General features: G+C 71.1%; 18 protein-coding genes. 3 read left to right on the top strand and 15 right to left on the bottom strand.

From position 1 onward, the window contains the following. The first annotated feature begins 19 nt into the window (after nt 1-19). Both ACE3Q2_RS06970 and ACE3Q2_RS06965 read left to right on the top strand, forming a co-directional pair. On the top strand, nt 20-475 hold the full coding sequence (locus tag ACE3Q2_RS06970) for a (2Fe-2S)-binding protein (protein ID WP_374473528.1): 456 nt from the start codon (nt 20-22) through the stop codon (nt 473-475). Nucleotides 476-521: 46 nt separating this feature from the next. Further along, the gene (locus ACE3Q2_RS06965; protein ID WP_374473527.1) at nt 522-2,672 is read left to right on the top strand and encodes a molybdopterin cofactor-binding domain-containing protein; all 2,151 of its coding nucleotides are present in this window, start codon (nt 522-524) and stop codon (nt 2,670-2,672) included. 194 nt (nt 2,673-2,866) lie between these two features. Here ACE3Q2_RS06965 and yedA read toward each other — a convergent pair whose 3' ends face one another. The 15 genes from yedA to ACE3Q2_RS06890 form a co-directional block, all read right to left on the bottom strand. Next, complete coding sequence (gene yedA, locus ACE3Q2_RS06960) at nt 2,867-3,754, bottom strand: drug/metabolite exporter YedA (protein WP_374473526.1); 888 nt, start codon at nt 3,752-3,754, stop codon at nt 2,867-2,869. Then, entirely contained in the window at nt 3,751-4,611 is an 861-nt protein-coding gene (locus tag ACE3Q2_RS06955) for a methylated-DNA--[protein]-cysteine S-methyltransferase (protein ID WP_231696493.1), read from the bottom strand. Before ACE3Q2_RS06955 ends, yedA begins: the two co-directional genes overlap by 4 nt. Nucleotides 4,612-4,667: 56 nt before the next feature. After that, nucleotides 4,668-6,833 (bottom strand): carboxy terminal-processing peptidase, encoded by a 2,166-nt coding sequence (locus tag ACE3Q2_RS06950; protein ID WP_374473525.1) that lies wholly within the window; start codon nt 6,831-6,833, stop codon nt 4,668-4,670. A gap of 107 nt (nt 6,834-6,940) precedes the next feature. Then, complete coding sequence (lipA, locus tag ACE3Q2_RS06945) at nt 6,941-7,948, bottom strand: lipoyl synthase (RefSeq protein WP_231696495.1); 1,008 nt, start codon at nt 7,946-7,948, stop codon at nt 6,941-6,943. Between the two features lie 13 nt (nt 7,949-7,961). Next, nucleotides 7,962-8,663, bottom strand: coding sequence for a lipoyl(octanoyl) transferase LipB (gene lipB, locus ACE3Q2_RS06940; protein WP_374473524.1), 702 nt, complete (start codon nt 8,661-8,663; stop codon nt 7,962-7,964). Beyond that, nucleotides 8,651-8,929 (bottom strand): DUF493 family protein, encoded by a 279-nt coding sequence (locus tag ACE3Q2_RS06935; protein ID WP_231696496.1) that lies wholly within the window; start codon nt 8,927-8,929, stop codon nt 8,651-8,653. The genes lipB and ACE3Q2_RS06935 overlap by 13 nt, the downstream gene beginning before the upstream one ends. Nucleotides 8,930-8,978: 49 nt before the next feature. Continuing rightward, on the bottom strand, nt 8,979-10,100 hold the full coding sequence (locus ACE3Q2_RS06930) for a GGDEF domain-containing protein (protein ID WP_231696497.1): 1,122 nt from the start codon (nt 10,098-10,100) through the stop codon (nt 8,979-8,981). A gap of 50 nt (nt 10,101-10,150) precedes the next feature. Next, entirely contained in the window at nt 10,151-11,386 is a 1,236-nt protein-coding gene (locus tag ACE3Q2_RS06925) for a D-alanyl-D-alanine carboxypeptidase family protein (protein ID WP_374473523.1), read from the bottom strand. A 65-nt stretch (nt 11,387-11,451) separates the two neighbouring features. Next, nucleotides 11,452-12,441 carry a septal ring lytic transglycosylase RlpA family protein gene (locus ACE3Q2_RS06920; RefSeq protein WP_374473522.1) on the bottom strand — a complete coding sequence of 330 codons (990 nt, stop codon included), beginning with the start codon at nt 12,439-12,441 and terminating at the stop codon, nt 11,452-11,454. Then, nucleotides 12,438-13,481: a lytic murein transglycosylase B gene (mltB, locus tag ACE3Q2_RS06915; protein ID WP_231696498.1), complete on the bottom strand. Its 1,044-nt coding sequence runs from the start codon at nt 13,479-13,481 to the stop codon at nt 12,438-12,440. Before mltB ends, ACE3Q2_RS06920 begins: the two co-directional genes overlap by 4 nt. A gap of 56 nt (nt 13,482-13,537) precedes the next feature. Next, entirely contained in the window at nt 13,538-14,647 is a 1,110-nt protein-coding gene (gene rodA / locus ACE3Q2_RS06910) for a rod shape-determining protein RodA (RefSeq protein ID WP_231696499.1), read from the bottom strand. After that, nucleotides 14,644-16,506 carry a penicillin-binding protein 2 gene (gene mrdA / locus ACE3Q2_RS06905; protein ID WP_231696500.1) on the bottom strand — a complete coding sequence of 621 codons (1,863 nt, stop codon included), beginning with the start codon at nt 16,504-16,506 and terminating at the stop codon, nt 14,644-14,646. The genes rodA and mrdA overlap by 4 nt, the downstream gene beginning before the upstream one ends. 4 nt (nt 16,507-16,510) lie before the next feature. Then, a complete protein-coding gene (mreD, locus tag ACE3Q2_RS06900; RefSeq protein ID WP_231696501.1) occupies nt 16,511-16,999 on the bottom strand; it encodes a rod shape-determining protein MreD in 489 nt (162 codons plus the stop codon). Further along, nucleotides 16,996-17,952: a rod shape-determining protein MreC gene (gene mreC, locus ACE3Q2_RS06895; RefSeq protein WP_231696502.1), complete on the bottom strand. Its 957-nt coding sequence runs from the start codon at nt 17,950-17,952 to the stop codon at nt 16,996-16,998. The genes mreD and mreC overlap by 4 nt, the downstream gene beginning before the upstream one ends. 37 nt (nt 17,953-17,989) lie before the next feature. Further along, nucleotides 17,990-19,027 (bottom strand): rod shape-determining protein, encoded by a 1,038-nt coding sequence (locus ACE3Q2_RS06890; RefSeq protein ID WP_231696503.1) that lies wholly within the window; start codon nt 19,025-19,027, stop codon nt 17,990-17,992. Nucleotides 19,028-19,197: 170 nt separating this feature from the next. Here ACE3Q2_RS06890 and ACE3Q2_RS06885 point away from each other — a divergent pair, with 170 nt between their 5' ends. Next, the gene (locus ACE3Q2_RS06885) at nt 19,198-20,136 is read left to right on the top strand and encodes a carbohydrate kinase family protein (RefSeq protein ID WP_231696504.1); all 939 of its coding nucleotides are present in this window, start codon (nt 19,198-19,200) and stop codon (nt 20,134-20,136) included. Nucleotides 20,137-20,296: the final 160 nt, after the last annotated feature.

Raw genomic sequence — 20,296 nt, 5'->3', positions numbered from 1 at the left:
GCCGCCGCGAGGGCCGCCCATGAAACTGACCGTCAACGGCGTCGAGCACGAGGTCGACGCCACCCCCGACATGCCGCTGCTGTGGGTTCTGCGCGACCTGGTGGGACTCACCGGCACCAAGTACGGCTGCGGCATGGCGCAGTGCGGCGCCTGCACCGTGCACGTCGACGGCCAGCCCACGCGCTCCTGCGTGCTGCCGGTGTCGGCGGTGGCGGGCCGCGCGGTCACCACCATCGAAGGCCTCTCGGCCGACGGCAGCCACCCGGTGCAGCGCGCCTGGGCCGAGCTGGACGTGGTGCAGTGCGGCTACTGCCAGTCCGGCCAGATCATGGCCGCGGCGGCCCTGCTGCGCGTGGTGAACAACCCCAACGACGCCGAGATCGACGAGGCCATGGCCGGCATCCTCTGCCGCTGCGGCACCTACCCGCGCATCCGCGCCGCCATCCACCGCGCCGCCGAGCTCGGCGAACCCTGATCCGCGCGCGACGCCCCCGGGCGCGCCCGTTCGACGGAGACTTCCCGTGAACAAGAACAACACCCTGTCCCGCCGCAACTTCCTCAAGGCCGGCGCCCTGGTGGGCGGCGGGCTGGTCGTGGCCTTCGTGGTGCCCGGCGGCCGCCGCCTGGCCTTCGCGCAGGCGCCCGCGGGTGCCCCGCTGGTGCCCAACGCCTTCCTGCGCATCGGCAGCGACGACCGCGTCACCGTGCTGCTGGCGCATTCGGAAATGGGCCAGGGCATCTGGACCACGCTACCGATGCTCATCAACGAAGAGCTCGACGCCGACTGGACGAAGATCAGCGTCGAACACGCGCCGGCCGCCCCGGCCTACGCGCACACCGCCTTCGGCGCGCAGATGACCGGCGGCTCCACCACCACATGGTCGGAATTCGACCGCTACCGCCAGGCCGGCGCCACCGCGCGCACGCTGCTGGTGCAGGCGGCGGCCGCGCGCTTCGGCGTGGCGGCGGGTGATTGCCGCACCGAGAACGGCCGCGTCGTCTGCGGCGAGCGCAGCGCCAGCTACGGCGAACTGGCCGAAGCCGCCAGCGCGCTGCCGGCACCGGGCGAAATCGCGCTGCGCGCGCCGAAGGACTGGAAGCTCATCGGCAAGTCCACGCGCCGCCTCGACACGCCGCAGAAAATCACCGGCCGCGCGGTGTTCGGCATCGACGTGCAGTTCGAGGGCCTCAAGACCGCGGTGGTGGCGCGCGCGCCGGTGTTCGGCGCCTCGGTGAAGTCCTTCGACGGCAGCGCCGCGCTGGCGGTGCCGGGCGTGCTCAAGGTGCTGCAGGTGCCCTCGGGCGTGGCCGTGGTGGCCGAACATTTCTGGGCCGCCAAGCAGGGCCGCGACGCGCTGCAGGTGGACTGGGACCTGGGCCCGAACGCCACGCTCGACAGCGACGCGCTGCGCAGGCAGTTCGGCGGGCTCGCCGGCACGCCGGGCGCCGTCGCCGCCACGGCCGGCGACGTGGACCAGGCGCTGGCCGGCGCAGGCAAGGTGATCGAGGCCGAATACTTCGTGCCCTACCTCGCGCACGCCGCGATGGAGCCGCTCAACTGCACCGTGCGCATCGGTGCCGACCACTGCGAGGTCTGGACCGGCACGCAGTTCCAGACCGGCGACCAGGCCGCCGCCGCGCGCATCACCGGGCTCAAGCCCGAGCAGGTGACCATCAACACCACGTTCCTGGGCGGCGCCTTCGGCCGCCGCGCCAACCCCACCAGCGACTTCGTCAGCGAGGCCGTGCACGTGGCCAAGGCCGCGGGGATGCCGGTGAAGACCGTCTGGACCCGCGAAGATGACACCCGCGGCGGCTACTACCGCCCCATGTTCCTGGAGCGCGCGCGCGTGGCGCTGGGCAAGGACGGCCTGCCCGCCGCCTGGCACCAGGTGCTGGTGGGCCAGTCGATCATGGCCGGAACGCCCTTCGAGGGCTCGATCAAGGACGGCGTGGATGGCTCCTCGGTGGAGGGCGTGTCCGATTCGCCGTACGTGAAGGGCACGCCCGCGCATCGCGTGGAGCTGCACTCGCCGAAGACCGGCATCCCCGTGCTGTGGTGGCGTTCGGTGGGCCACAGCCAGAACGCCTTCGTGATGGAGAGCCTGGTGGACGAGCTGGCGGCCGCCGCCGGCGAAGACCCGCTGGCCTACCGCCGCCGCCTGCTCAAGGACCATCCGCGCCATCTCGGCGTGCTCAACCTCGCCGCCGAAAAGGCCGGCTGGGGCTCGAAGCTGCCCGAGGGCCGCGCCCGCGGCATCGCCGTGCACGAGTCCTTCGGCAGCTACGTGGCGCAGGTGGCCGAAGTGTCGGTGGAGCGCGGCGCGGTGCGCGTGCACCGGGTGGTCTGCGCCATCGACTGCGGCGTGGCGGTGAACCCGCTGATGATCGCCGCGCAGATGGAGTCGGGCATCGTCTACGGCCTGGGCGCGGCGCTGCATGGCCGCATCCGCTTCAAGGACGGCCGCGTGCAGGAATCGAACTTCCACGACTACCGCGTGCTGCGCCTCGACCAGATGCCGGTGGTGGAAACCCACGTCGTGCCCAGCACCGAACGCCCCGGCGGCGTCGGCGAACCCGGCACCCCGCCCATCGCCCCGGCCGTGGCGAACGCCGTGTTCGCCCTCACCGGCCAGCGCCTGCGCGAACTGCCCCTGCGCGTGGGTGGGTGAGATTGGTTTTTGAACACGGATAAGAGCGGATTGACACGGATAAACACGGATAGGGCAAAAGCGATTGGAAGTGGTTTTCCGTAACAGCCAATCAGCGCGCGCTCCATGAGCTGCCGCGGACCACTCCAATCCGCTCTATCCGCGTTTATCCGCCTTCTATCCGTGTCATCCGTGTTGAAGGCTTTTTATGCAACCTACGAAGCGCGCGCCTTGGCGCGGGTGATGATCACCACGCCGGCCAGGATGACGGCCATGGCGCCGATGGCGTCGGCACCGACGCGTTCGTGCAGCAGCAGCGCGCCCAGCAGCACCGCGATGGGCGGGTTGACGTAGGCGTAGCTGGTGGCCAGCGCCGGGCGCACGTGGTGCAGCAGCCAGACGTAGGCGCTGAAGCCGACGATGGAGCCGAACGCCGCCAGGTAACCCACCGCCAGCGTCGCCGACAGCGGCGGTACTTCGGTGATGCGCTCGCCCATGGCCAGGCCCAGCACGCCCATGGCCACGCCGCCGCAGAGCATCTGCGCCGCGGTGCTCATGAAGGGCGCCGGCAGGTCGCGGCCGCGGCTCCACACCGAACCGAAGGCCCAGGCGACGGGCGCCGCCAGCAGCGCCAGCATGCCGCCCAGGCTGGCCTGCATCTCGCCGTCGAAGTTCAGCCACACCACGCCCAGGAAACCGATGGCCAGGCCCAGCCATTCGCCGTGGCTCGGGTGCTGGCCGCGCAGCACGCCGAACAGGCCCGCCCACAGCGGCATCGACGCCACCGCCACCGCGGCCAGGCCCGAGGACACCGTCTGCTCGGCGAAATTCACCAGGCCGTTGCCCAGCAGCATCATGAACAGGCCCATGAAGGCCGCGTTCTTCCACTGCGCGCGGGTCGGCGGCGCGTGGCCGCGCCAGCGCAGGAAGGCGTAGAAGGCCAGGCTGGCGGCCAGGAAGCGCAGGCTGCCCATCAGGAAGGGCGGGTAGCCTTCGAGCCCGACGCGGATGGCGAGGTAGGTCGAGCCCCAGACCAGGTAGACCGAGGCCAGCGCCAGCCCGACCGCGAGCGCGGACGGGGGCGTGGTTTGCGGCGAACTCATGCGCTGCGTTTCCCGGCGGCGTCGTGGCCGCGTCGTTCCGAATCGAGCAGGGCCTGCTTGCGCGGCAGGCCCCAGCGGTAGCCGCCCAGGCTGCCGTCGCCGCGGATCACGCGGTGACAGGGCACCAGCACCGCCACCCGGTTGCCGGCGCAGGCGCGCGCCACGGCACGGGCACCGCGCGGCATGCCGAGCGAATCGGCGAGTTCGGCGTAGCTGCGGGTCTCGCCGGCGGGAATGCGCATCAGCGCTTCCCACACGCGCTGCTGGAAGGCCGTGCCGATCAGCTCCACCGGCACGGCGCCGGCGCGCTCGGACAGCGCCTCGGCCACGGCGCGCACGCGCGGCGCCAGGAATTCGTCGCGCCCGGCGTCCACGCGCTGCAAGGTGGCGCGCGGGAACTCGGCGCGCAGGTCGGCTTCCAGCGCGCCGGCGTCTTCGCCCAGCAGCACCGCGCAGACGCCGCGCTCGGTCACCGCCACCAGGGCCTGGCCCAGCGCCGTGGGCACCAGCGACCAGCGCAGCTCCAGGCCTTCGCCGCCGCGGCGGTAGGCCTGCGGCGCCATGCCCAGGCGCGCGGCGCCGTGTTCGTACACGCGGCTGGGCGAACCGTAGCCGGCGTCGTAGAGGGCGCGGGTGACGTCGTGGCCGGCGCGCAGGCCGGCCTTGAGGCCGGACAGGCGGCGCTGCGCGCGGTATTCGGCCGGGCTCAGCCCGAACTGCTGGCGGAAGCGGCGCTGCAGGTGGGTGGCGCTGAGGCCGACGGCGTCGGCGAGCTCGGCCAGGCCCAGGTCTTCGCGGTCGAGCAGGCGGCGGGCCTGTTCGAGGCGGGGGTCGATCGGCGGAGGGGTCGTGTCCATGCCAGGCAGGCTAGCCGGCGCCCGGGGGGCCGGCTATCCGCTTCTTGCGCCGGGGCTCATTCGGCCCAGACGGTGGCCTGGCGGGTCACCGGCAGCACCTGGGCGGTGAGCTGGCGGTCGGCAGAGAGCAGGTCGAGGGCGTCGGCCAGGATGGCGGCGGACTCGCGCAGCAGCGGGTCCGGGCCATTCTTGGCGGCTTCTTCCTCGGCGGCCTGCTGGGCGACGCTGCGCTCGTTGTAGCTCAGGCCGTCGTCCACCACGCGTTCGGCTTCGTCCTTGGCCAGGCCGGCGGCCACGCGCTCGGCCTGGCGCTGCTTGCGCTCGGCCGCGAGGCGGTCGCGTTCGGCGCGGCGCACCGATTCGTTGAGCGAAATGCTCTTCTTCTCGCGCTCGGCGCGGAAGCGCGCCACGTCCTCGGCCCACCACTGGAACTCGGGGTCCTTGGCGACGCGGGCCTCGTGGTTGGCCACCAGCTGCGGCGACAGCGCGGCGAAGTTGCCGAGGTTGCCGTGCGGCGCCTGGGCGATGCGGGTGGCCGGCAGCGCGTTGTCGTAGGTGCTCTCGCCGTAGTCGCTGGCGTCGAGCGTGACCGGGAACTGCAGGTCCGGCACCACGCCCGCGTGCTGGGTGGTGCCGCCGTCGACGCGGAAGAACTGCGCGACGGTCAGCTTCACCTGGCCGAACTTGACGTCGTCCTTGCGCGGGAAACGGTCGAGGTCGATCAGGCTCTGCACGGTACCCTTGCCGAAGGTGGGCTCGCCGATGATCAGGCCGCGGCCGTAGTCCTGGATGGCGGCGGCGAAGATTTCCGAGGCCGAGGCCGAGGCGCGGTTGACCAGCACGGCCAGCGGGCCGTCCCAGGCCACGCCGGCTTCGTCGTCGGCCTCGACGTTGACGCGGCCGCCGGTCTCGCGCACCTGCACCACCGGGCCGGCGTCGATGAACAGGCCGGTGAGCTCGACCGCCTCGAGCAGCGAACCGCCGCCGTTGTCCCGCAGGTCCACCACCACGCCGTCCACCTGCTCGGCGCGCAGTTCGCGCAGCAGCTTGGCGACGTCGGCGGTGGCCGAGCGCGCGTCCTTGTCGCCGCGGCGGCGGGCTTCGAAATCAAGGTAGAAGGTGGGCAGCTCGACCACGCCGATGCGGCGGTCGCCGACCTCGACGATGCGCTTCTGGGCGGCCTGCTGCTCGAGCTTGACCTTGTCGCGGGTGATCACCACGCGCTCGGGCTTGGCGTCCACGCCGGCGTCGGCCGGCAGCACGTCCAGGCGAACCTGGGTGCCCTTCTTGCCGCGGATCAGCGCCACGGTGTCGTCGATGCGCCAGCCCACCACGTCGGTCATCGGGCCGCTGGTGCCCTGGCCCACGGCGACGACGCGGTCGCCGACCTTGAGCTTGCCGCTGAGCGCGGCCGGGCCGCCGGGCACGATGGTGCGCATGACCACGAACTCTTCCTGGCGCTGCAGCACCGCGCCGATGCCCTCGAGCGAGAGGCGCATCTGCATGTTGAAGTTCTCGGCGCTGCGCGGCGACATGTAGCTGGTGTGCGGGTCGATCGAGCTGGCGTACGCGTTCATGAAGGTCTCGAACACGTCGTCGCCGCGCAGCTCGGCCACGCGCTCGGCCAGGCCGGCGTAGCGCTTGTCGAGGGTCTTGCGGATTTCTTCCTGGCTGCGGCCGGCGAGCTTGAGGCGCAGCGCGTCGTTCTTGACGTACTTGCGCCAGGCGCTGTCGAGCTCGGCGGAGCTGGCCGCCCAGTCGGCGCCCTCGCGGTCGTAGAGCCAGGTCTCGTCGGTGCTGAAGTCGAAGGGCTTGGCCAGCAGCGAACGCGCATAGGCCACGCGCTCGGCGACGCGGCGCTGGTAGGTGGCGAACACGTCGAAGGCCGGCTGGAACTGCTGGGCCTTGATGGCGTCGTCGTGGCGCAGGCGGAAGGCGTCGAAGCGGGTGATGTCGGCCTGGGTGAAGAACAGCTTCTGGTCGTCGAGCGACTCCAGGTAGCGGCGGTGGATCTCGGCCGAGAGGGCGTCGTCGAGCGGCTTCGCGCGGTAGACGTAGCGGCTGTCGGACAGGATGCCGTACACCAGGCGCGCGGCCGCGGCCTGTTCGACCGTGGGCTCGAGGTAGGCCGACGCGCCGGGCGCGGGCGCGCTGGAGCCGGCGGCCATGGCCATGGCCAGCGGCAGCGCGGCGGAGAGGGCGATCAGCTTGTGCTTGAGCATGGTCAGGTCCGTTCTTCAGGGGCCCAGCTTGCGCCCCGGGGTCGGCCCGGGGCCTGTGCCGATAGTGATAGCAGCACCTTGCAGCCCGAGCATAGCCCCGGGGATGTTCAGGGGAGGTCGGCGACGAAACCGGCTTCAGCCGCCATTCGGTCGGCGTGGTAGGACGAACGCACCATCGGCCCGGAGGCCACGTGCGTGAAGCCCAGGGCCTGGCCGGCCACTTCCAGCTGCTTGAATTCTTCCGGGGTCCAGTAGCGCATCACCGGGTGGTGGTGCGGCGTGGGCTGCAGGTACTGGCCGATGGTGACCATGTCCACGTCGTGCGCGCGCAGGTCGCGCAGGGTCTCGAGCACCTGTTCCATGGTTTCGCCCAGGCCCAGCATGATGCCGGACTTGGTCGGCACGTCGGGGTGCTGGGCCTTGAAGCGCTTGAGCAGCTCCAGCGACCACTGGTAGTCGGCGCCCGGGCGCACGTTCGGGTAGAGGTGCGGCACGGTCTCGAGGTTGTGGTTGAACACGTCCGGCGGGTTCGTGGCCAGGATCTCCAGCGCGCGGTCCATGCGGCCCTTGCCGCGGAAGTCGGGCGTGAGGATTTCGATCTTGAGGTTCGGCGACAGCGCGCGCGCCTCGCGGATGCAGTCGACGAAGTGCTGGGCGCCGCCATCGCGCAGGTCGTCGCGGTCGACCGAGGTGATCACCACGTAGCGCAGGCCCATGTCGGCGATGGTGCGGGCCAGGTTGGCCGGCTCGCTGGCGTCGGGCGGCTTGGGCCGGCCGTGGGCGACGTCGCAGAAGCTGCAGCGGCGGGTGCAGACCTCGCCCAGGATCATGAAGGTGGCGGTGCCGTGGCTGAAGCACTCGTGGATGTTCGGGCAGCTGGCCTCCTCGCAGACCGTCACCAGGCGGTTCTCGCGCAGCTTGCTCTTGAGCTTCTGCACGGCGTTGCCGGACGGGATGCGCACGCGGATCCAGCTGGGCTTGCGCAGGACCGGGGCGTTTTCGTCGAACTTGACCGGGCTTTTGCCGATCTTGTCGCCACCCAGCTGCTTCTGGCCTTCGACCAGGGGCGAACCCAGCACCTGCAGGGGAATGGACTTGCTGGCGGAATCGGACATGGGCGGGGTCGGATCAGGCGGGGGTGAGGTCCGGCGGCGGGGCGCCGGTGGCGGCCAGGCCGAGGCGCCGGGACAGGGCCTCGACCAGCACGGGCTGGATCACGGCGGGGTCGCCGGGGCCGCCCAATTCTAGCACCGAGGTCACTTCCAACCCCTGGTAACCACAGGGGTTGATGCGCCGGAACGGCTCGAGGTCCATGGCGATGTTGAAGGCCAGGCCATGGAAGCTGCAGCCCTTGCGGACCCGCAGGCCCAGGGCCATCACTTTGGCGCCGCCGACGTAGATGCCCGGGGCGCCTTCCTTGCGCTCGCCCGAGATGCCGTAGTGGGCCAGCGTGTCGATCACGGCGCCCTCGATGCGGCAGACCAGCTCGCGCACGCCCAGGCCCAGGCGGCGCAGGTCCACCAGCGGGTAGGCCACCAGCTGGCCGGGGCCGTGGTAGGTGACCTGGCCGCCGCGGTCCACGTTCAGCACCGGGATGTCGCCGGGAGCCAGCACGTGCTCGGGCTTGCCGGCCTGGCCCAGGGTGAACACGGGGTCGTGTTCGACCAGCCAGAGCTCGTCGGGGGTGTCGGGGCCGCGGGCGTCCGTGAGGCGCTGCATGGCGCGCCACACCGGCTCGTAGGGCTGGCGGCCCAGCTCGCGCACCCGCCACTCGCGCATCGGCGCCGCGTTGGCGGCCGGGGCGGCGCAGGCAGGCGCTACAGCGTCCACTTCACCGCCGGGTGCTCGCGCAGGGCGCCGTGGGCGGCGTCGTAGTCCTCGCGGCTGTGGGCCTCGAACACCATCGTCACCGACACGTAGTTGCCCTTGGCCGACGGCTTGATCGTGAGGCGCTCGCGGTACACGGTGAGGCCCAGGGCCTCGAGCACCATGGGCACCACCAGGTGCAGGTCGGCCTCGGCCGAGCCCATGGCGCTGATCTCGAAGACGCCGGGGAACTGGAAGCCGTGTTCGGGGTTGTCGGAACGGATGCTCATGCCGTCCATTATGGGGGCGCGGGGCCCCTGTCCCAAGCCCGCGCCGGGCTCAGGTGCCGTCCACGCGCACGCGGTTGCGGCCGTCGCCCTTGGCCCGGTACATGGCCCGGTCGGCGGCCCGGTAGAGCTCGCTGCCGTCTTCACCGGCGGCCGGGTCGAAACCGGCCACGCCGATGCTCACCGTCAGGGCCAGCGGCCCTTCGCGCAGCTGCAGCGGGCGCTCGACCAGGCTGGCGCGCATGGCCTCGGCCACCTCCGCCGCGGGCCCGGCGCCGAGCCCCGGCAGCAGCACGCCGAATTCCTCGCCGCCCAGCCGCGCAAGGTGCGCGCCGGGCGCGGCGAACACTTCGCGCATGCGGTCGGCGAAACGCGCCAGGCAGGCGTCGCCGGCGTCGTGGCCGAATTCGTCGTTGACGCGCTTGAAGTGGTCCAGGTCCATCACCAGCATCGACAGCGGCCGGCCATGGCGGCGCGATTCGCCGACCAGGTGCTCGAGCGCGCCGCCGAAGAATCGCCGGTTGGCCAGGCCGGTCAGCGGGTCGATGCGGCTCAGGCGCTCGTACTGGTCGCGCTGGTGCCGCAGGGCGTCGTAGAGGTCGAGCTGCTGCTGGTATTCGCGGTAGCTGCGCAGCAGCACCACGGCGAGGTAAACCGAATACGCGCCGATCGTCACCGACACCGCCAGCCCTTCGTCGGTGTACGGCAGCAGGAACGCCGCCGGCAGGTAGATCAGCGACACGCCCAGCAGCGCGCGTTCGCGGCGCAGGCTGTAGTTGTGCGCGAAGGCGGTGGCGAAGGCGATGGTGCACAGCAGGGCGGCGCTGCGCCCGGGCTCGAAGTGCGCGTCGAGCAGCGCCCAGGCCAGCACCGCGCCCCAGAGCGCGGCGGTGGCGAGCACGACGCCCCATTCGCGGTCCAGCCAGGCCTCGAGCTTGCGGCGCGTGGCGCCGGCCCCCGGCGGGCGCGGCCAGATGCGCATCAGCGCCAGGGCCGTGAAGGCCAGGCCCACCAGCACGGTGGCGGCCGGATGCTTCGACGGCAGGCCGGCGGCCACCGACACGACCACCCAGGCCAGCAGGTAGAACACGCCGCCGGTGACGACCCGCTGGGCGGTGTCGGCCACTTCCCGCGCCAGGCGCGGGGTGCCGTCGTCCTGGCCTTCGTCCCTCATCCGGTCCACTCCCCTGCAGCTACCGGTCCGGGATCCAGACTAGCCGGTGTTTATTCGCTTTCCCACCAGAGCCAGAAATCGTCGCTCATGCGCTTGAAGAAGCCGCCCTCGGCGACGTCCTGCAGCGCCACCAGCGGGCGCTCGGCCACGACCTTGTCGTCCAGGCTCAGGCGCACGGTGCCGATGACCTGGCCCTTGGCGATGGGCGCGCTCAGCTGCCTGGGCACGTCCATGGTGGGCTTGAGTTCGCCGTAGCGGCCGCGCGGAAGCGTGACCAGCAGCGGCTCCGCCACGCCCAGCTCGACGCTGTCGGCTTCGCCGCGCCAGACCTTCTGGTCGGCCACCTTGGCGCCGGCGGCGTACACGCTGTGGGTTTCGAAGAAGCGGAAGCCCCAGTTCAGCAGCGCAAGGTTGCCCTCTTCGCGCAGGCGGAAGCCTTCGTTGCGGCTGGTGGTGTCGATGCCCAGCACCACGGAGATGAGGCGCTGGTCGCCGCGCATCGCCGAGGCGGCGAGGCAGTAGCCGGCGGCCGAGGTGTGGCCGGTCTTGAGGCCGTCCACGCTGGCGTCCTTCCACAGCAGGCCGTTGCGGTTCCACTGCTGGATGCCGCCGTAGCTGAATTCCTTGATCTTGTAGAGCGCGTAGTGGTCGGGGAACCGGGAGATCAGCGCGCGCGAGAGGATGGCGATGTCGCGCGCCGTCATCACGTGGCCCGGGGACGACAGGCCGTGCGCATTTTCGAAGCGCGAGCCGGTCATGCCCAGCTTGGCGGCGTAGCTGTTCATCATGTCCACGAAGGCGGCTTCGCTGCCGCCGACGTGCTCGGCCAGCGCGATCGCGGCGTCGTTGCCGGACTGGATGACCAGGCCGTGCAGCACGTCGTCGAGCTTGACCTGCGAATTCACCGCCAGCGCGCTGTAGCTGCCGTCGGTGCCGGCGCCACCGGAGCGCCAGGCGTTTTCGCTGATGCGCACCAGGTCGTCGGCCTTGACGCGGCCGGCGGCCATTTCGGCGGCCACCACGTAGGAGGTCATCACCTTGGTTATGGACGCGGGCTCGAGCGGCTGGTCGATGTTCTCGCCGGCCAGCACCTGGCCGCTGACGTGGTCCATCAGGATCCAGGCCTTGGCGCCCTGCGGCACCGGGGCCGGCGGCGTCGGCGCCGGGGCGTTCGCGGCGGGCGCCGGCGAGGGCGCGGGCTGCGGCGACGGCACCGGGGTCTGGGCGAAGGCGGCGCCGGCGACGAAGGCGGCCAGCGCGAAGGACAGGAAACGGGAAGCGGACATCCGGGGGAGACTCCAAATCATGGGCGGGCGCGCGGCCCGCCGGGAACGAAGGGGCATGCTAGCCCTTATTCACTGAATACCCGCGGGCTGGGCAGGCCCAGGCCGCGGATGCGGTCGATGACGGTGGCGGCGGCTTCCGCGGCCAGCGGACCCACGCGTACGCGCCACACCTTGTCGCCGTTCACGCGCGCGTCTTCGACTTCGACGCCGTCGATGCCGGCGTCCTCGAGCTGGCGGGCGATGCGGCGGGCGTTGTCGCGTTCGCGGTAGGCGCCGACCTGCACCACGTGGCGGCCGGAGCCGGCCACGGGCGGCGGTTCCGGCGCGCGCGGCGGCGGCATCGGCGTGCTGCCGGCGCCGAGCACCGGGCCGGCGTCCCCGCCTTCGGGCGTGAGCGCGCGCACTTCGACGCGCGCGGTGCCGGTGCGGTCGAGCCCGAGCTTCACCGCGGCGGCGTAGCTGAGGTCGATGATGCGGCCGGAGTGGAAGGGGCCGCGGTCGTTCACCCGCACCACCACGCTTTCGCCGGTGTCGAGGTGGGTGACGCGCACGTAGCTGGGCAGCGGCAGCGTCTTGTGCGCGGCGCTGAAGCTGCACATGTCGTAGACCTCGCGGCTCGAGGTCTGCCGGCCGTGGAACTTCTGGCCGTACCAGGACGCGACGCCGCGCTCGACGTAACCGTCGGCGCTGGGCATCACGCGGTAGCTCTTGCCCAGCACGGTGTAGGGCGAACGGTTGCCGTAGGCGGCCGGGGGCTCGCGGCGCGGCGTGGGTTCGACCAGGCCGGAGATGTCGAGCGCGTGCTCGGGCGCGCTGTCGGAAACGCCGGGGGCGTAAAGGCCGCCGGGCGTGTAGTCCTCGTCGCGGTGCTCGCGCACCTGCAGGCAGGCGGCCTGGGTGGCGGCCACCGCGGCGGCCGGTTCGCCACCGGCGCGCGGCTTGGCCGCGGCGCGATGCGACACGCCCTCGCGCGCATCCGGCGCCGGCGGCTTCACCGGCTTGCCGGCGCAACCGGCGAGCAGGGCCAGGGCAAGCAGGGCCAGCGCGCGGCTCATGGGGCGGTGGCGGCCTCCGCCCCGGCGGCGATTTCGCGCGAGAGCTGGTACACCGCCAGCGCGTACATCGGCGAGCGGTTGTAGCGGGTGATGGCGTAGAAGTTGCGGAAGCCCAGCCAGTACTCGGTGCCGGCGCTGCCTTCGAGCGTGACCAGGGTGGCCTTGAGGTCGTGGCCCTGCGCCAGCGCCGGGCGGTAGCCCTTCTCGCCCAGCTCGGCCAGGCTGTACTTCGCTTCCAGCGTGTCGGGCACGAAGGGCGCGGCGCCCTCCTGGGCCTGCGCCAGCGCCACCACGGGTTCGCCGCGCTGCCAGCCGTGGGCGACGAAGTAGTTGGCGATCGAGGCGAACACGTCGGGCAGCGCGCCGAACAGGTCGCGGCGGCCGTCGCCGTTGCCGTCGCGGGCGTAGGCGCGGTAGCTCGAGGGCATGAACTGGCCGTAGCCCATGGCGCCGGCGTAGCTGCCCTTGAGCGAGGCCAGGTCGAGCTGCTCTTCCTTGGCCAGCAGCATCACCTGCATGAGCTCGTCGCGGAAGAAGCGGCCGCGCGCGGCTTCGCGCTCCAACTGCGCCGGGTCGCCGCTGGCCGGGTAGAAGAAGCCGAGCGTGTAGAGCGCGTCGAGCACCGCGTAGCTGCCGGTGTTGCCGCCGTAGCTGGTTTCCACGCCGATGATGGCGACGATCACTTCGGCCGGCACGCCAGTGGCGGCCTCGACCTTCGCCAGTTCGTCGCGATGGCGCGCCAGGAAGGCCTGGCCGTCGGCGATGCGGCGGTCGCTGATGAAGATGGGGCGGTAGTCGCGCCAGGGCTTCACCTTCTCCGCCGGGCGCGACATGGCCGCGACGATGCTCTGGCGGTGGTTCGACTTCGCCAGCCAGGCCTCGACTTCCGACGCTTCCAGCCCGTACTTCGCGGTGGCTTCGGCGACGAAGGCGGCGCGCAGTGCCGGGTCGGGCGCGGGGCCGGTCTGGGCGATGGCGGCGGGCGCGGCGGCCACCAGGGCCAACAGCAGGGGGAACAGGCGAAGCGTGTTTCGGCGCATGGACACAACCGTCTGGTTTTGCCGGCAATTTACCACGGCCCGGCGCGGGCGCCCGCTCAGGACGCCATGAATTTCCGGTGCGCGTGCACCGACATCACCATGCCGAAACCGACCAGCAGCGACACCGCCGAGGTGCCGCCGAAGCTGAGCAGGGGCATGGGCACGCCCACCACCGGCAGCAGGCCGGCGACCATGCCGCCATTCACCAGCACGTAGACCGAGAAGGTCATGGCCACCGTGCCGGCGAGCAGCCGCGCATAGCCGTCGCGGGCCTGGGTGGCGATCCACAGGCAGCGGCCGACGATGAACAGGTACAGCGCCAGCAGCGTGACGACGCCCAGCCAGCCCCATTCCTCGCTCAGCACCGAGAAGATGAAGTCGGTGGTGTGTTCGGGCAGGAAATCCAGGTGCGACTGGCTGCCCTGCCCCCAGCCCTTGCCCGAGAAGCCGCCCGAGCCGATGGCGATCTTGGACTGGATGATGTTCCAGCCGGCGCCCAGAGGGTCGGATTCGGGATCAAGGAAGGTGAGGATGCGGTCGCGCTGGTAGGGCATCAGGAAATGCCAGCCCACGGGCAGCGACGCCAGGCCCAGGCCCGCGAACAGGCCGATGCGCCACCAGGCGATGCCGGCCAGGAACAGCGCGAACACGCCCGAGGCCGCCACCAGCATCCCGGTGCCCAGGTCGGGCTGCAGGATGATCATGCCCACCGGCAGGCCGATGATGCCCGCGCCCACGCCCAGGGTGGACCAGCGCGGCGGCAGCGGCACCGAGTGCAGGTACCAGGCCAGCATCATCGGCACGGTCAGCTTCAGCAGTTCGCCGGGCTGCAGGTAGAACACGCCCAGGTTCAGCCACAGGTTGGCGCTGCGGCCGGAGCCGAACACGAACACCAGGCCCAGCAGCACCAGGCTGGCCGCGTAGGCCGCCGGCGTCCAGAGCCTGAGCTTGCCGGGCGTGACGCGCGAGAGCAGCACCATGGCGCCCAGGCCAATGCCGAAACGCGCGCCCTGGGACATCACCAGCCGGGCGTTTTCGCCCGAGGCGCTGGCCAGCACCACCAGGCTGATCAGCATCACCGCCAGCAGGGCCAGCAGCAGCGGCAGGTCCACCTTGTCGAACAGGCGCGCCGCCAGTTCGCGCAGCCAGCGCAGGAAGGCGATCATTTGGTGGTGTCCTCGGGCGGCGGCAGCAGCCAGGCGTCGAGGATGCGGCGGCCGATGGGCGCCGCGGCGCGCGCGCCCGAGCCGCCGTGTTCGACCAGCACCACCACCGCCACCGTCGGCGCTTCCGCTGGCGCGAAGCCGATGAACCAGGCCTGGTGGCGCAGGTGGTAGGGCAGCTGGTTCGGGTCCATGCGCTCGGTGCCGCGGCGGCTGACGCGCTGCACGGTGCCGGTCTTGCCGGCCATCTGGTAGCTCATGCCCTGCGCGGCGCCGCGGCCCGAACCGGTGGGCCCATGCATCGCCGCGACCATGCCTTCGTTGACGGCGGCCAGGTCGGCGGGGTTCTTCACCAGCAGCACGCCCGGCGGCTGCGGCTCGGGCACCAGCGGCGCGTTGAAGCCGGCCTGCGTGGCCTTGAGCAGGTGCGGGCGATGCCGCACGCCGCCGTTGGCGAGCAGGCCGGTGGCCTGGGCCATCTGCAGCGGCGTGGTGACCCAGTAACCCTGGCCGATGGCGGCGTTGACGGTGTCGCCCGGGAACCAGTTCTGGTTGAGCTGGCGGCGCTTCCACGCGCGCGAGGGCCGCACGCCGGGGATTTCGCCGGCCAGGTCGATGCCGGTGGGGTGGCCGAAGCCGAGGCGGTCGAAGTATTCGTCCAGGCGGTCCACGCCGAGTTCGACCGCGAGTTCGAAGTAATAGGAGTTCACCGACTGGGCCAGCGATTCACGCAGGTTCACCCGGCCGTGGCCGCCGGGGCGCCAGTCGCGGTAACCGCGCGACTGGCCCGGAAGGAAGAATTCGCCGGTCGACAGGGTTTCGTACTGCGGCGTGCGGATGCCGGCTTCCAGCGCCGCCAGCGCCATGAACGGCTTGATGGTGGAACCGGGCGGCACGCCGCCGAGCACGTTGCGGTTGAACAGCGGCCGGGCCGGCGCCTGCAGCGCCTGCCAGTCCTTGTGTCCGATGCCGTTGATGAACAGGTTCGGGTCGTAGCTGGGCAGGCTGACCATGCCCAGGATCTCGCCGGTCTTGGGGTCGATGGCGATGGCCGCGCCGTGCTGGCCCTCGAAGGCATCCACCATGGCCTGCTGCAGGCGCGCGTCGACGGTAAGCGTGAGGTCGTTGCCCGGCTTGGCGTCGTGCCGGCGCAGCACGCCGAGTGCGCGGCCTTCGACGTTGGTCTCCACTTCCTCGTAGCCGATTTCGCCGCGCAGGCGGTCTTCGTAGAAGCGCTCGATGCCGGCCTTGCCGATGTGGGTGAGCGCGGCGTTGCGGCTGTCGCCCATGGCCTCCAGGTCGGCCACGTCGACGCGGCCGACGTAGCCGATCACGTGCGCGAACAGGTCGCCGTAGGGGTAGCGCCGCGTCAGGTAGGGAACCACTTCGACGCCCGGGAAGCGGTGCCGGTTCACCGCCAGGCGCGCCAGTTCGCCTTCGCTCAGGCGCAGTTTCAGCGGCACCGGGCGGAAGCTGCGGGTGGCGCGGCGGGTTTCGCGGAAGCGCGCCAGGTCTTCCTCGTCCAGCTCGACCAGCTCCGACAGGCCGGCGAGCGTGGCGTCCAGGTCGCGCACCTGCTCGGCGACGATCTCGAGCCGGTAGGCCGGCACGTTGTCGGCCAGCAGGCGGCCGTTGCGGTCGTAGATCAGCCCGCGGGCGGGAACGATGGGGCGCGGCTTGATGCGGTTGGCTTCCGAGCGCAGCTGGTATTCCTCGTGCTGCAGCACCTGCAGGCGGAAGTAGCCAGCAGCGAGGCCGAGCATGGCCACCGCGATGGCGAGGAAACCAACGAAGGCGCGGCGGCGGAACTGGTCCGCCTCGGCATGCAGGTTCTTGAGCTTGGTGCGGCGCAGGCTGCGCATGGCGTCAGCCGGTGCGGTCGCGCGAGCGCAGGCGCAGCTCGTCGAACAGCAGGAACAGCCAGGGCCAGAGCGCGAAGCCCACGAGCGGCGCCAGCCACGTCGCCCAGGGCAACCAACCGTCGCCGCCGGCGGCGTGGATGGCCTGGTCCACCAGGTGGTCGTTCACCAGCAGCGCGAACACGGCCAGCGCCTGCTGCCACAGCGGGAAGAAGCGCAGGCGGGCGCGGAAGCGCTGCACGAGGAAGGCCAGGATGACCAGGCGCAATGCCTGTTCGCCGAGCAGCGTGCCCGAGACGAGGTCGGCGGCGAGGCCGGCGAGGAAGGCGGTGCCCAGGCCGACCTGGTCGGGCGTTTCCAGCAACCAGTAGCACAGCACCATGGCCAGCACGTAGGGACGCGCGAGCTCGATGCCGGCGGGCAGCGGCACGGCCATCAGCAGCAGGCCGACGAACAGGCCGCCGTAGACGAGCCAGCCGGAAGGGGCGCGGTTCACGGCGTGGTGCCCTGTTCGGCGGGTGGGGTCGCGGCGCTGCTTTCGGCTCCGTCGGCGTCTTCTGCTTCGGCCTCCGCCGGCGGCGGCGGCAGCGGCGGACCGTCGTCGACGGCGTCGAGGGTGTTGTTCACGAGCAGCACTTCCAGGCCGCGGTCGAGGCGTGCCGCGGGCCGGGCCTGGGCCACCACGAACAGGCGGGTGTCGTCCGGCTGCAGCTGTTCGATGGTGCCCACCGGGAAGCCCGCCGGGAAGCGGCCGCCGATGCCGGAGGTGACCAGCCGGTCGCCGACGCGGATGTCGGCGCTCTGCGGGATGTTGGGCAGGCGCAGCGCGTCGGTGCGGCCGGTGCCGAAGGCGATGGTGCGCAGTCCGGAGCGCGCAACTTGCACGGGCACCGCGTGCTCGGGGTCGGTGAGCAGCAGGGCGGTGGCGTTGCGCGGCGTCACTTCGATGACCTGGCCGAGCACGCCGCCGGCGTCGATCATGGCCTGGCCGACGCGCACGCCGTCGTCGCTGCCGGCATCGAGCAGGATGCGCTGGCGCGAGGGATCGAGGTCGACGTCGATGATGCCGGCCAGCTTCGCTTCGAGGCGGTAGCCGCGCGTGCCGCCCAGCAGTTCGCGCAGGCGCTGGTTTTCCTCGGCAACCGCGGCCAGGCGGTGCAGGCGGCTGGCGTTGACCTGTAGTTCGCGGGTGAGGCGCTCGTTGTCGGCCAACAGGCGGGAGCGCGTGGTGACCAGGTCGTGCACGCCCTCGGCCAGCCGGCCGGGCGACGACGCCAGCCACCAGACCGGCTCGGCGAGCGCGGAAAGGTGCACACGCGCCTGCGAGGCGAAGCCGCCGCGCTGGTCGGCGACCATGAGCACGGTGGCCAGGGCCAGGTAGGCGAGCAGCGGGAGCGTGCCGCCGGCGCCCTCGGTCAGGCGGGGCGCCGGGGTTCCAGGGTAGGCCACGGCGTCATCCGTAGGAGGAATGCGCCTGCATGCAGGCTCACTCGGCCGAGAAGAACTCGTTGCCGTGCATGTCGATCAGCTCGAGCGCACGGCCGCCACCGCGGGCGACGCAGGTGAGCGGGTCGTCGGCGACGTGCACGTGCAGGCCGGTCTCCTCGGAGATCAGCTTGTCGAGGTCGCGCAGCAGCGCACCGCCGCCGCTGAGCACGATGCCGCGCTCGGCCACGTCGGCGCACAGTTCCGGCGGGGTCTGTTCCAGCGCCTGCTTGACGGCGCTGACGATGCCGCTGAGCGGTTCGTGCAGGGCCTCGAGCACTTCGTTGGAGTTGATGACGATCATGCGCGGCACGCCTTCGGCGAGGTTGCGGCCGGAGACTTCGAACTCCTTCACCACGGCCTGCGGGAAGGCGCAGCCGATCTCGATCTTGATGCGCTCGGCGGTGGTTTCGCCGATCAGCGTGCCGTGGTTGCGGCGCACGTAGTTGATGATGGCGTCGTCGAAGCGGTCGCCGCCGATGCGCACCGACTGCGAATAGACGATGCCGTTGAGCGAAATGACGGCCACTTCCGAGGTGCCGCCGCCGATGTCGATCACCATCGAACCGCGCGCCTCGTCGACCGGGATGCCGGCGCCGATCGCGGCGGCCATGGGCTCTTCGATCAGGTAGACCTCGCGGGCACCGGCCTCTTCGGCCGATTCCTTGATGGCGCGGCGCTCGACCTGGGTCGAACCGCAGGGAACGCAGATCAGCACGCGCGGGCTCGGGCGCAGGAAGCGCGAGGTGTGCGCCTTCTTGATGAACTGCTTGAGCATTTCCTCGGTGTGGGTGAAGTCGGCGATGACGCCGTCCTTCATCGGGCGGTGCGTGGTGATGTTGCCCGGGGTGCGGCCCAGCATGCGCTTGGCCTCGGCGCCCACGGCGGCGACTTCGCGGCCACCGGCGCCATGGCGCACCGCGACCACGGACGGCTCGTTGAGCACGATGCCCTGGCCACGGACGAAAATGAGGGTGTTGGCGGTGCCGAGGTCGATCGAGAGGTCGTTCGAAAACAGCCCGCGGAGCTTCTTGAACATCTGGGGGAGGCCCGTGGAGAGTGGGGTTTCGGGGGTGGGCTAGCGTAACAACCACCCTACGTGGCGGCAAGGAAAAAACCCGTTATTCCGTGCCTTCCAGCCCTTGCCACGCTACCATGTGCGCCTTTGCGGGGGGCGGTCCCACCGCCCCAGCCCATGAGGTCGAGACGATGCCTTCTGCCCTGATCTGCGGTTCCCTGGCCTACGACACCATCATGGTGTTCCAGGACCAGTTCAAGAACCACATCCTGCCGGACAAGGTCCACATCCTGAACGTGTCCTTCCTCGTGCCGCGCATGCGCCGCGAGTTCGGCGGCTGCGCGGGCAACATCGCCTACAACCTCAAGCTGCTCGGCGGCGACCCCATCCCCATGGCCACCGTCGGCCAGGACTTCGGGCCGTACCGGGAGCATTTCGAGGCCTGCGAGATCCGCCTGGACCACGTCAAGGAAATCGAAGACCTCTACACCGCCCAGGCCTTCATCACCACCGACCTGGACGACAACCAGATCACCGCTTTCCACCCCGGCGCCATGATGCGTTCCTACGAGAACCACGTGCGCGACGTCCAGGGCGTGGGCTTTGGCATCGTCGGACCGGACGGCTACGAGGCGATGCTGCAGAATTCCCGCGAGTTCGCCGAACTTGGCATCCCTTTCATCTTCGATCCGGGCCAGGCCATGCCGCTGTTCAATGGCAAGGAGCTGACCACCATGATCGAGCAGGCCACCTACGTCACGGTCAACGACTACGAGTCGAACCTGCTTCAGGAGAAGACCGGGCTCAGCGAGAAGGACATCGCCGAGCGCGTGAAGGCCTACATCATCACCCGCGGCCCGAAGGGCTCCGAGGTCCATACCCAGGGTGGCGAACTGCACATCCCCGCCGCCAACGCCATGCGCGTGGTCGACCCCACCGGCTGCGGCGACGCCTACCGCGCCGGCCTGATCTTCGGCCTCATGAACGGCATGGACATGGCCACCACCGGCCGCATCGCCTCGCTGATGGGCGCACTGAAGATCGAGCACCTGGGTCCGCAGAACCAGCGCTTCGACTACGACGAGTTCGCCGAGCAGTTCCGCCAGCAGTTCGGTTACGCCCTGCGCTGAGCCGGGCGCTGTCCCGGCGACCAAGGCCGCCCCGCTGGGCGGCCTTTTTCTTGCGCCACTTTCGGCGACGCAAAGAAAAACCCCCGCCGATTGGCGGGGGTTTTAGGGGAAAAGCCCCTGGCGATGACCTACTCTTGCATGGCTTAGGCCACACTACCAT

Source organism: Arenimonas sp. (genome assembly GCF_041913985.1).
Taxonomy (GTDB): Bacteria; Pseudomonadota; Gammaproteobacteria; order Xanthomonadales; family Xanthomonadaceae; genus Arenimonas.
The sequence above is the reverse complement of the archived record's forward strand: the minus strand, read 5'-3'. Positions and strand labels throughout refer to the sequence as shown.

Coding starts and splice junctions, on each gene's coding strand:
- ACE3Q2_RS06970 (WP_374473528.1), top strand. CDS start 20: ATGAAACTGACCGTCAACGGCGTCGAGCACGAGGTCGACGCCACCCCC.
- yedA (WP_374473526.1), bottom strand. CDS start 3,754: ATGAGTTCGCCGCAAACCACGCCCCCGTCCGCGCTCGCGGTCGGGCTG.
- ACE3Q2_RS06955 (WP_231696493.1), bottom strand. CDS start 4,611: ATGGACACGACCCCTCCGCCGATCGACCCCCGCCTCGAACAGGCCCGC.
- ACE3Q2_RS06950 (WP_374473525.1), bottom strand. CDS start 6,833: ATGCTCAAGCACAAGCTGATCGCCCTCTCCGCCGCGCTGCCGCTGGCC.
- lipA (WP_231696495.1), bottom strand. CDS start 7,948: ATGTCCGATTCCGCCAGCAAGTCCATTCCCCTGCAGGTGCTGGGTTCG.
- ACE3Q2_RS06935 (WP_231696496.1), bottom strand. CDS start 8,929: ATGAGCATCCGTTCCGACAACCCCGAACACGGCTTCCAGTTCCCCGGC.
- ACE3Q2_RS06930 (WP_231696497.1), bottom strand. CDS start 10,100: ATGAGGGACGAAGGCCAGGACGACGGCACCCCGCGCCTGGCGCGGGAA.
- ACE3Q2_RS06925 (WP_374473523.1), bottom strand. CDS start 11,386: ATGTCCGCTTCCCGTTTCCTGTCCTTCGCGCTGGCCGCCTTCGTCGCC.
- ACE3Q2_RS06920 (WP_374473522.1), bottom strand. CDS start 12,441: ATGAGCCGCGCGCTGGCCCTGCTTGCCCTGGCCCTGCTCGCCGGTTGC.
- mltB (WP_231696498.1), bottom strand. CDS start 13,481: ATGCGCCGAAACACGCTTCGCCTGTTCCCCCTGCTGTTGGCCCTGGTG.
- rodA (WP_231696499.1), bottom strand. CDS start 14,647: ATGATCGCCTTCCTGCGCTGGCTGCGCGAACTGGCGGCGCGCCTGTTC.
- mrdA (WP_231696500.1), bottom strand. CDS start 16,506: ATGCGCAGCCTGCGCCGCACCAAGCTCAAGAACCTGCATGCCGAGGCG.
- ACE3Q2_RS06890 (WP_231696503.1), bottom strand. CDS start 19,027: ATGTTCAAGAAGCTCCGCGGGCTGTTTTCGAACGACCTCTCGATCGAC.
- ACE3Q2_RS06885 (WP_231696504.1), top strand. CDS start 19,198: ATGCCTTCTGCCCTGATCTGCGGTTCCCTGGCCTACGACACCATCATG.